Raw genomic sequence first — 11,218 nt, forward strand, 5'->3', positions numbered from 1 at the left:
GAGGGGGCGCTTTTGCTGTCGCTTCCGCGTACCGCTTCGGCACCCCGCGGACACCAATCCGAACGCCGACCACACCGTCCCGATGCTCCGGCTCCAGCGGCGGCCCGTTTCGGCGTAAAATGCCGCGATTTACCCCGGAGCCGCCCATGCTGCGCATCCAGGCCGAAGCGCTGACCTTCGACGACGTCCTCCTCGTCCCGGCGCATTCGACGGTCCTTCCGAAGGACGTCCGTCTCTCCTCCCGGCTGACCCGCGGGATCACCCTCAACCTGCCGATCATCTCCGCGGCGATGGACACCGTCACCGAGGGGCGCCTGGCGGTGGCCATGGCCCAGCTCGGCGGCCTGGGCATCATCCACAAGAACATGACCATCAAGCGGCAGGCCGACGAGGTCCGCCAGGTCAAGACCTTCGAGGCCGGCGTCATCCGCGAGCCGTTCACGGTGGGGCCCGACGCCACCATCGGCGAGGTGCTCAAGCTCACCCGCGCGCGCAACATCTCCGGCGTGCCGGTGGTCGACGGCGAGCAGCTGGTCGGCATCGTCACCGGGCGCGACATGCGCTTCGAGAAGAAGCTCGACGACCCGGTCCGCCACATCATGACGCCCAAGGACAAGCTCGTGACCGTGGGCGAGGGCGCCTCCGACGAGGAAGTGCTGGCGCTCATGCACCAGCACCGCATCGAGAAGGTGCTGGTGGTCAACGACGCCTTCCAGCTGCGCGGGCTGATCACCGTCAAGGACGTGCAGAAGGCGCGCGACAACCCGCATTCCGCCAAGGACGCCTCCGAGCGCCTGCGCGTCGGCGCAGCGGTCGGCGTGGGCGGCGACACCGAGGCGCGCATCGAGGCGCTGGTGGCCGCCGGCGTGGACGTGGTGGTGGTCGACACCGCGCACGGCCACTCGCAGGGCGTGCTCGACCGCGTGGCCTGGGTCAAGAAGACCTTCCCGGATCTCCAGGTCGTCGGCGGCAACATCGTCACCGGCGACGCCGCGCTCGCGCTGATGGACGCCGGCGCCGACGCGGTCAAGGTGGGCGTGGGCCCGGGCTCCATCTGCACCACGCGCATCGTCGCGGGCGTGGGCGTGCCGCAGATCACCGCGATCGACATGGTCGCCGAGGCCCTGCAGGACCGCATCCCGCTCATCGCCGACGGCGGCATCCGCTACTCCGGCGACATCGGCAAGGCCCTGGCCGCGGGTGCGTCCACGGTGATGATCGGCGGCCTGTTCGCCGGCACCGAGGAGGCCCCCGGCGAGGTCGAGCTGTTCCAGGGCCGCAGCTACAAGAGCTACCGCGGCATGGGCAGCCTGGGCGCGATGGAGAAGGGCAGCTCGGACCGCTACTTCCAGGACGCCTCCGACGCCGACAAGCTGGTTCCCGAGGGCATCGAGGGCCGCGTGCCCTACCGCGGCTCGCTGCGCGGCATCGTCCACCAGCTCGCCGGCGGTCTGCGCGCCTCCATGGGCTACGTGGGCGCGGCGACCATCGAGGACATGCGCACCAAGCCCAGGTTCGTGAAGATCACCGGCGCCGGCGTGAGCGAAAGCCACGTCCACGACGTGCAGATCACCAAGGAACCGCCGAACTACCGCATGCGCTGACGGCGGGGCAGGGGAGCGCCGCCGTGCCAGCACCGACAGGACCTGCACAGCCGGCGCCACGCGCGCCGGCGGCGGTGCGGCGTGTCCTGACGGCGCTCGTCTGCGCCGGTGTCCTGGCGCCCGCGACGGCGAAGGAAGCGGCGCAGGCGGCGGACGACGCCGGTTACCGCACCCGGCTGGCCCCCGACATTGCGTCGGCGCACGCGCCCGGCGTGTTCGATGCCTGCGGCATCCGCTTCGCGCTCGCGCCGGAACAGGTCCCCGAGGCGCAGGGCGAGGACTTCATCCTGTTCAACCAGATCGACGACGGCGAAGCCGGGGCTCTCGTCACCTGCCTCGCCGAGGCGCCACCGGACCCCGAGGCGGCATTGCGCGCCTATAGCCGGCCGCTTGCCGGGGACGGTGCCGTGCGGCCCGTCGTGCTCGACGCCAACGGTCGGCGCTACACCGGCGTCCAGCGCAGCGAGACGCAGAGCGGTGGCAGGACGTACGGCATCGAAGCCTGGTACCTGCCCAGCAGCGAGGGCGGTGCGATGCTGATGCTGTTCGCCACGCAGGGACCCGCGCACGTCGCCGCCCGCGAGGCCTTCCGCGCGCGCCTGCAGGCCAGCCTGGTCACGGACGTGGTCCCATGAGCGTGCGCCGGGTCCGATGGGCGCGAAGCTGCACGCGGTTGCGGCCTGGTCCGCCGGCACATGCCGCGGCGACGACGAACCCGGCACTCTGCACATCCCCCGCGTGCATGGAGCGTTCCGCATGAACCAGCCGCCTCGCATCCGCCCGCTGATCCTCGCCGTCGCCGTCTGCGCCGTCCTCGCCGCCTGCGACCGCGGCGAGGCCGAACCGCAGTCGCGCAGCGAGATCGGGACACGGCAGCCGACCGGGGAGGGCGCCGCCGCCCAAGCGGGCGCGGCGATGCATGCCGCCAGTGCCGCAACCGCCCGCATGCGCGGCCGCTTCGAAGCCTGCGGCGTCATCTTCGACCTGCCGGGCACCTGGGCCCCGGAGCAGGACGGCACCCACTGGACCCTGACCGACCAGGCGGACGACAGCGGCTACTTCCGCGTCGTGCTGGAGTGCCTCGACGAGGCGCCCGCCGACGTGACCGCAGCCCTGGGTTCCGCGACCGCGGGCGAGGGCAGGAGCGCGCCGCAGGCGCAGGCACTCCAGGGCCAGCGGCACCGCTATGAGGGCGTGCGGCGCACCAGCCCGGGCCCCCGCGGCACCCGCTGGCACGACGCCTACTACCTGCGCACCGCCGGCGCCGGCGCCATCCTCACCATCACCTCGTCGGACGGCGCCCAGCGCCAGACCCACCTCGGCTTCGAAGCCCGGCTGACCGAGAGCCTGCGGACGGACGCGGTGCCATGAATCCCCATGCCCGCGCACACAGCGCCTTGCCCCGCCTGCCGGGGAAGGTCGGGATGGGGGCGAGGCCGCGCAGCGGCTGCTTCGTTCTTGCTCCAGAACAGCCACAGGACAGCCAAAGCGCCCCCACCCCAACCCTCCCCCGCTGCGCAGGGGAGGGAGGCGGTGACGCCATGCAGGCGAGGGCGCTCTTCGGAACGAACCCCCGCGCCGACGCGCCCGGCCCCTTCCCCCGCGTGCGGGGGAAGGTTGGGATGGGGGTGAAGCCGCGCAGCGGCTGCTTCGTTCTTGCTCCAGAACAGCCACAGGACAGCCAAAGCGCCCCCACCCCAACCCTCCCCCGCTGCGCAGGGGAGGGAGCCGGTAATGCGGCGCAGGCGAGGGCGTTCTTCGGAACGAACCCCCGCGCCGACACGCCCAGCCCCTTCCCCCGCTTGCGGGGGAAGATTGGGATGGGGGCGAGGCCGCGCAGCGGCCGGCTCGTCCTTGTTCCAGAACAGCCACAGGACAGCCAAAGCGCCCCCACCCCAGCCCTCCCCCGCTGCGCAGGGGAGGGGGCCGGTAATGCGGCGCAGGCGAGGGCGCTCCTCGTAGCGAACCCCCACGCCGGTGCGCCCAGCCCCTTCCCCCGCCTGCGGGGGAAGGTCGGGATGGGGGCGAGGCCGCGCAGCGGCCGCCTCGTCCTTGTTCCAGAACCGCCACAGGACAGCCAAAGCGCCCCCACCCCAGCCCTCCCCCGCTGCGCAGGGGAGGGAGGCGGTGACGCCATGCAGGCGAGGGCGTTCTTCGGAACGGACCCTCACGCCGACGCGCCCGGCCCCTTCCCCCGCGTGCGGGGGAAGGTTGGGATGGGGGTGGGGCCGCGCAGCGGCCGCTTCGTCCTTGTTCCAGAGCAGCCACAGGACAGCCAAAGCGCCCCCACCCCAGCCCTCCCCCGCTGCGCAGGGGAGGGGGCCGGTAATGCCGCGCAGGCGAGGGCGCTCTTCGTAGCGAACCCCCACGCCGACGCACACATGCCCTTCCCCCGCTGCGCGGGGGAGGGGGCCGGTAATGCGGCGCAGGCGAGGGCGTTCTTCGGAACGGACCCTCACGCCGACGCACACAGCCCCTTCCCCCGCCTGCGGGGGAAGGTTGGGATGGGGGTGAAGCCGCGCAGCGGCCGCTTCTCCCTTGGCCTCGCCAGCCGCCAGACGGCCGGCCACGACGACACGCCTGCTCGCGGCTGAAGCCGCCCCTGCACCCCAGACCCGCACCACTCACCTACGCAAAGCCCCACGCCATGACCGACCTGCACAGCGACAAGATCCTCATCCTCGACTTCGGCGCGCAGTACACGCAGCTGATCGCGCGCCGCATCCGCGAGCTGGGTGTGTACTGCGAGATCTGGGCGTGGGACCACGACCCGGAGGAGATCGCCGCCTTCGCGCCCAAGGGCATCGTGCTGTCGGGCGGGCCCGAGTCCACCACGCAGGAGGGCGCGCCGGCCGCGCCGCAGCAGGTGTTCGACGCCGGGCTGCCCATCCTCGGCATCTGCTACGGCATGCAGACGCTCGCCAAGCAGCTCGGCGGCAACACCGAGTCCGCCGACGCGCGCGAGTACGGCCATGCCGAGGTCGAGCTGGTCGCGCAGGACCTGCTGTTCGAGGGCCTCAAGGACCACCCCGGCTCGCCGCCGCGCCTGGACGTGTGGATGAGCCACGGCGACCACGTCACCGCCGCGCCTCCGGGCTTCGTGGTGACCGCGCGCACCGACCGCGTGCCCGTCGCCGCCATGGCCGACGACAGCCGCCGCTGGTACGGCGTGCAGTTCCATCCCGAGGTCACCCACACCAAGCAGGGCCAGGCGCTGCTGCGCCGCTTCGTGGTGGACATCTGCGGCTGCCAGACCCTCTGGACCGCCGAGAAGATCATCGAGGACCAGATCAGGCAGGTGCGCGAGCAGGTCGGCGGCGACCACGTGCTGCTGGGGCTCTCCGGCGGCGTGGATTCGTCCGTCGTCGCCGCGCTGCTGCACCAGGCCATCGGCGACCAGCTCACCTGCGTGTTCGTGGACACCGGCCTGCTGCGCTGGAAGGAAAGCGAGCAGGTGATGGCCACCTTCGCCGAGCACCTCGGCGTCACCGTCATCCGCGTGGACGCGCGCGAGCGCTTCTTCGACGCGCTGGCCGGCGTCACCGACCCCGAGGCCAAGCGCAAGATCATCGGCCGCCTGTTCGTGGAGATCTTCGACGAGGAGGGCCTGCGCCTGGCCGAGGCGGTGGAGGGCAGGCAGGTGAAGTGGCTCGCGCAGGGCACGATCTATCCCGACGTCATCGAGTCGGCCGGCAGCAAGACCGGCAAGGCCCACGTCATCAAGAGCCACCACAACGTCGGCGGCCTGCCCGAGCACATGAAGCTCGGCCTGGTCGAGCCGCTGCGCGAACTGTTCAAGGACGAGGTGCGCCGCGTGGGCGTGGAGCTCGGCCTGCCGCCGGAGATGGTCTACCGCCACCCGTTCCCGGGCCCGGGCCTGGGCGTGCGCATCCTCGGCGAGGTCAAGCGCGAGTACGCCGAGCTGCTGGCGCGCGCGGATGACATCTTCATCAGCGAGCTGCGCGCCGCCGGCCTGTACGACAAGGTGAGCCAGGCCTTCGCCGTGTTCCTGCCGGTGAAGTCGGTCGGCGTCGTCGGCGACGCCCGCGCCTACGAATGGGTGATCGCGCTGCGCGCGGTGGAGACGGTGGACTTCATGACCGCCCACTGGGCGCACCTGCCGTACGACTTCCTCGGTCGCGTCTCCAACCGCATCATCAACGAACTGCGCGGCGTCTCGCGTGTGGTCTACGACATCTCGGGGAAGCCGCCGGCGACGATCGAGTGGGAGTGAGGCGGGCGCCGGCTTGAACCTCGGCGTGGGGCAGGCGCATGCGTTGCGAATGCAACGCATGAGGCGTCGCATGAAGACCGCCGCGCTTCCATCGCTTCGCGTGGACCCGGCACTCCGCCAGGCGGCGGGGAGTCGGTGCTCGAGAGGGAAGGGCTCTTTCCAGCTTCGTCGGGCATCCAGTGCGGGCGCAGGTGCGGCTCCTACGGTGCTCGCGGTGCGGCACCAGCGTGAGGACGGTTGGCACTGGCCCGCGGGCCGACATCTTCATCTGACCTCTCGGCACGGTGATCCAGGTCTTCGCCCTGCTCCTTACCTGTGAAGCCCGTCGGCATCGTGGGCGGCGCCGCACCTGCAAGTGGGTGACCGCGCTGTGCGGTGGAGACGGTGGATTTCACATGCCCCTACATTGGGCACGCGCGCGCCCCGCCACGTGTGCCCGTTCCTTCCAGAGTGTGCGATGACGCCTTTCCCCTCGCTCCGCCCCCGCGCGCTGGCCATGGCCGTCGCGCTGCTGCTTCCCGTGTTCGCCCAGACCGCCATGGCGCATCGGGCGCATGGCGACGGGCACGATCATCACGACCACGATGCGGTGGAGCTCGATGCGGTGATCGTCCAGTCCACCCGCTCCGGGCGGCGCGTGTCGGACGAGCCGATCCGCGTGGAGGTGATCGACCGCGAGGAGATCGAGGAAAAGCTGCTGATGTCGCCCGGCAACATCTCGATGCTGCTGGCGGAGACCGCGGGCGTGCGCGTGCAGAGCACGGCGCCGGCGCTGGGCGCCTCCAACATCCGCATCCAGGGCCTGCGCGGCCGCTACACGCAGCTCCTGGCCGACGGGCTGCCGCTGTACGGCGGGCAGTCGTCGTCGATCGGGCTGCTGCAGATTCCGCCGACGGACTTGGGCCGGGTGGAGATCATCAAGGGCAGCGCCTCGGCGCTGTATGGACCCTCCGCGCTCGGCGGCGTCATCAACCTGATCACCCGCCGCCCGCACGACGAACACGAAGCGGAAGTGCTGCTCAACGCCACCAGCCGCGGCGGCCAGGACGTGACCGGCTACGCGGCGGCGCCGCTGGGGGAGGCCTGGGGCTATTCGGTCGTCGGCGGCTACCACACGCAGGACCGGCAGGACCTCGACGACGACGGCTGGGTCGACATGCCCGGCTACGAACGGTGGACGCTGCGGCCGCGGCTGTTCTGGGAGACGCCGGAGGGGGCGAGGGCGCTGCTGACCTTCGGCGCCACGAAGGAGGACCGCACCGGCGGCACGCACGGGCAGCGGCCGATGCCGGACGGGCAGCCCTTCCCGCTGACCCAGGACACCACCCGCTACGACGCCGGTGCCGTGGTCGAGATCCCGCTGCGCGAGACTGATCGCCTGCACCTGCGCGCCTCGGCCATGAGCGCCGACCACGCGCACCGCTTCGGCCCGCTGCGGGAGGACGACCGCCACCGCACCGGCTTCCTGGAGGCCGCCTATGCCTCCGGCTTCGGCGACACCACGTGGCTGGCCGGCGCCGCCGTGCAGGCCGACCGCTTCGCATCGCGCGCCTTCCCCGCGTTCGACTACAGCCACACCGTGCCCGGCGTGTTCGCCCAGGCCGAGCACGCGCTGCGCGAGGACCTGGTGCTCGCCGCGAGCGCGCGCTGGGACGACCACGACACCTACGGCTCGCACCTGAGCCCGCGGCTTTCGCTGCTGTACCGGCCGGGGCGGTGGACGCTGCGCACCTCGCTGGGCCGCGGCTTCTTCGCGCCCACGCCGTTCGTGGAGGAGATCGAGGCCGCCGGCCTGTCGCGCCTGGTGCCGCTGGACGGCCTGAAGGCCGAAACCGCCAACACCGCCTCCTTCGACATCGGCTATGCCCACGGCCGCTGGGAAACAAGCGTCTCGCTGTTCGCCTCCGAGGTGGACCGGGCCATCCGCCTGGCGCCGGCACCCGCCGCCGCCGACGGCACCGACCGCGTGCGCCTGATCAACGTGCAGGGCATCACCCGCACCCACGGCGCCGAGGCCCTGCTGCGCTACCGCTGGCGGGATTTCGTGGCGACGGGCAGCTACGTGTTCACCGAGGCCAGCGAGCCACTGGCCGATGCGCCCGGCCGCCGCAGCGTGCCGCTCACCCCGCGCCACACCGCCGGCGTGGTGGCGATGTGGGAACAGCACGGCCGCGGCCGCGTGGGCATCGAGGCCTACTACACCGGCACCCAGCCGCTCGACGGCAACCCGTACCGCCGCACCGGGCGCCCCTACGTGGAACTGGGCGCACTGGGCGAGATCACCCTGGGCCGCGTGAGCCTGTTCCTCAACCTGGAGAACCTCCTTAACATCCGCCAGACCCGCTACCACCCCATGGTGCTGCCCGGGCGCGCGCCCGATGGCCGCTGGACGGTGGATGCATGGGCGCCGACGGATGGATTCGTGGCGAATGGGGGGGTGAGGGTGAGGTTCTAGGGTGTGCGCAGGGGGGCTCATGCTCTGATTCGCGTCGCCATCCACTCGGACCTACAGCGAGCCTTAGCTCGTTCAACAAGTGAACCCGCCCTCTTCCTTTTGGGTGGCGGGAAATGCCACCCAAAGGCGCCGGAAATGGCGCAAAAAAATGGGCGCCATTTTGGCCAGTAAGGCGGGAATGGCATCGGGGCGCGTTGTTCAGGGCCTCCCTATCTGACTATCAGGCTCTTGATTAGCATCTCTATTCATCAGAGCCCGGATGCGTGGTTAGGTTGAGGGCCTCTCTCATCCACTGGGAGTGCCGAGTAAGGGTAATTGCTGCGTTCTGCTCGAACCCTAGGTGCGAGAGCAGCTCAAGGCTCGACAACGCCATGAGGAAATCACCGTACCTGAGCAATAACCATCCCTTCGCTGCTTTCTCGCGGAGGTCGCTCGCGGCGTGCGCATGGTAGTGGCGGCTGTCCTTGATATGCTGCAGCACTTGGTCATCTGGTGGCTGGTCGAAAGCGCCCTTCCAGCGTTGAACCATCTCCCTCAGTCGATACAGTAAATCACGCTTTTCCCTCCTGTAGCGCATCTTGTGCAGCTCTTCAAGCGCGGCGACATTCCATACGAAGTGCAAGACGCGGTCCTCTCGAGCTCTGTCAAATGCATGAAAATAGTGCTCGAATGGTGCTGGATTCGCGTCGATCAAGCGAACCCAGCGGCCAATCAGTTCCTCGGTCTGCACATCGATTTCATGGGCGTGTACTAGGAAGTTAATCGGATTTGGTTCATTTCGGTTCCGCTGTGTTGTTGCGTTATGAATTAGGACTCGAGATTTATGCCCGGCCGCAAGGTCGTCATGGTGGATTTCGACGTTTTCGTAGCTCAAATGGCTCTGGGTGACAAATTCAAAGAACTTCTGGAGCGACCATATTAATGTCCAGCATCGACCTAGCAGGAGCTTGGATCTCGATCGGAGTTCATAGTGCATCCTCCTCTCAACTGAGTAGACTTCAATGCCAGATGTGCCTGAAGATATTGTGGCCGCATAAGTTCGGGTCATCATTAAAACTGGGGTGAGCTGACCTTTGTAATGCTCAATGGGCTTGAAGCGCACCGCGACATCTAGGTCTTCGCGCATTACGTGGAAGCAGTTATCATTCAGCCACCGCTCGCTTCCAGGGATGCGGAAGGTCAGTGTATCTGTCTCGATAATTTCCGTCGTGCAGCCGAGGGCGGTCAATGTCGAGTTAATGGTGTATTTTATTACTTCGCCATTGCTGTCTTTTATCCAGGAGTCATAGCAATTAAGTAGTGTGGCGCGGCGATGGGGTCCCTTGAGTTCAGCAAAAACTACCGAGTCTTCTAGATGACCCTGGGTCAGCGCATCATGTAAATGGACCGTGGCACCGTTCTTGTGCAGCACCATCATCCCGTATGCCGCGCTGTCTTCTCCCTTGTGGGGGAGCCAGAATTTTCCGATATAGGTGTTGTCTTGGTTTATCGCGGTCATCTCTAGCCGCCTTTGGCAGATGTGGCCAATGTCTTGATTTGTGTCGATGAGCTGTTGCTTCGAGGGGCGGGGTTGGCAATGTTCGCTTTAGGCCGAGATAAATAATTGAAGTGACCACACATGACACCCCTTCCTCTCGGACCCATCAGCGTCTTGTAAGTATTCCGCACCACCCGATCCACGCGCTCGCGGGTAGCGTCGGGGTCCTGCTTCATCAGGGTCTTGTAGCCACGGATCGACCGGTCCATGCGCGAGCGTGATTCGGGAAACACCCTCGGCTTGCCGTCGATCCACCGCAGGTCCGGCCCGATGATCACGCCGACGTAGTCCAGCTCCAGCCCTTGGCAGGTGTGGATGCAGCCGACTTCCTCCACCGAATCTGGCGCCACGATCCACAAAAAATGAACCTGACCCGTCGTTCCCGGCTCCTGCTGCTGACCGGCATCAAGATGCTGCTGACGGCCGGCAAGGCGCCGGACCTTAAGACGAACCCCGTGCTGCGCTGGATCACCGGCCACGTGCTGATGACGCGGAGATACGAGGGCGGCGCGCTTTCCGTGGTGCGCGACGGCCGGCGGTTGTACACCCCGTTGTTCGTAGTGATCGTCATGATCGGCATCACCGACGTGATCTTCGCTGTGGATTCGATCCCGGCGATCTTCGCCATCACCAGCGATCCCTTCATCGTACTCACGTCCAACGTGTTCGCGGAGCTGGGCCTGCGCGCGATGTTCTTCCTGCTGCAGGGCATGGCCGACCGCTTCCACCTGCTGCCCTACGGCCTGGCCCTGGTGCTGATGTTCATCGGCGGCAAGATGCTGCTGGTGGACGTCTACAAGGTGCCCATCACTGTCTCGCTGGGCGTGGAAGCCACGGTCGGCGCCGCCATCGCGCTAAGTTTGTTGCGGCCGGCGGTGGCGCAGCGATGAGGGGCCAGAGCATCACACGACCCGGAGGCGGCCCGTGTTTCCGGCGCGATGCGACGACAATTGCTCGTACGGGTTTCGAGGTGCTGCCTATGTCTTGCCCTCGACGACGCACACGTGGTCGAGTCGTCTAGGATGCCACAGCGTGCCGCTCACACCGCGCAAAACCGCGCGCGTGAACTGCACGGCCGCGATTGCGTCGTATCAAGCGCCACTACACCAGCACCCGTTGATCGGTTGCGAGCCTCGGATCTACTGAGCCGTCTTGCCGCAAAAAGTCGAGTCTAAGTCATTGCTTAGATTCTCTTCCGGCAGGCGCGACAACCATCTAGACCGTCTCTCTCACATGATCAGCTTTTGGCCAGAAGCGGGCGTTCGAGACAAGCAATCGTGCGCCGGAATGCTTGCCCGCTCAGCCTCCAAGACGCTCTTTCTACCGCGTCGGCCCTGAAGAATCCGCCTCTCATCCCCGTGCGGGTACCGTTGGCTGCGATCCAGCCG

At 68.1% G+C, this 11,218-nt stretch carries 7 protein-coding genes and 1 pseudogene; 6 read left to right on the forward strand and 2 right to left on the reverse strand.

Annotated features, from left to right (window positions below; translation table 11 throughout):
* The first annotated feature begins 146 nt into the window (after window positions 1-146).
* The 5 genes from guaB (at window position 147) to ACFO3Q_RS05540 (ending at window position 8,293) form a co-directional block, all read left to right on the forward strand.
* A complete protein-coding gene (guaB, locus tag ACFO3Q_RS05520; RefSeq protein ID WP_377003631.1) occupies window positions 147-1,604 on the forward strand; it encodes an IMP dehydrogenase in 1,458 nt (485 codons plus the stop codon).
* A 23-nt stretch (window positions 1,605-1,627) separates the two neighbouring features.
* Window positions 1,628-2,239, forward strand: a complete 612-nt coding sequence (locus ACFO3Q_RS05525; protein ID WP_377003632.1) for a hypothetical protein — start codon at window positions 1,628-1,630, stop codon at window positions 2,237-2,239.
* 121 nt (window positions 2,240-2,360) lie between these two features.
* Window positions 2,361-2,975, forward strand: coding sequence for a hypothetical protein (locus ACFO3Q_RS05530; RefSeq protein WP_377003633.1), 615 nt, complete (start codon window positions 2,361-2,363; stop codon window positions 2,973-2,975).
* A gap of 1,276 nt (window positions 2,976-4,251) precedes the next feature.
* The gene (gene guaA, locus ACFO3Q_RS05535) at window positions 4,252-5,838 is read left to right on the forward strand and encodes a glutamine-hydrolyzing GMP synthase (protein WP_377003634.1); all 1,587 of its coding nucleotides are present in this window, start codon (window positions 4,252-4,254) and stop codon (window positions 5,836-5,838) included.
* 457 nt (window positions 5,839-6,295) lie between these two features.
* Window positions 6,296-8,293, forward strand: coding sequence for a TonB-dependent receptor plug domain-containing protein (locus tag ACFO3Q_RS05540; protein ID WP_377003635.1), 1,998 nt, complete (start codon window positions 6,296-6,298; stop codon window positions 8,291-8,293).
* Window positions 8,294-8,534: 241 nt separating this feature from the next.
* Here ACFO3Q_RS05540 and ACFO3Q_RS05545 read toward each other — a convergent pair whose 3' ends face one another.
* Window positions 8,535-9,791, reverse strand: a complete 1,257-nt coding sequence (locus ACFO3Q_RS05545) for an ApeA N-terminal domain 1-containing protein (protein ID WP_377003636.1) — start codon at window positions 9,789-9,791, stop codon at window positions 8,535-8,537.
* 2 nt (window positions 9,792-9,793) lie between these two features.
* Window positions 9,794-10,165 (reverse strand): DNA/RNA helicase domain-containing protein, encoded by a 372-nt coding sequence (locus tag ACFO3Q_RS05550; RefSeq protein WP_377003637.1) that lies wholly within the window; start codon window positions 10,163-10,165, stop codon window positions 9,794-9,796.
* A 54-nt stretch (window positions 10,166-10,219) separates the two neighbouring features.
* Between ACFO3Q_RS05550 and ACFO3Q_RS05555 the strand changes: the two are divergent.
* A pseudogene (locus ACFO3Q_RS05555) lies at window positions 10,220-10,720 on the forward strand (TerC family protein); the annotation flags it as partial.
* Window positions 10,721-11,218 lie beyond the last annotated feature (498 nt).

Origin of the sequence: Coralloluteibacterium thermophilum (genome assembly GCF_042654365.1) — a bacterium.
GTDB lineage: Bacteria > Pseudomonadota > Gammaproteobacteria > Xanthomonadales > Xanthomonadaceae > Coralloluteibacterium > Coralloluteibacterium thermophilum.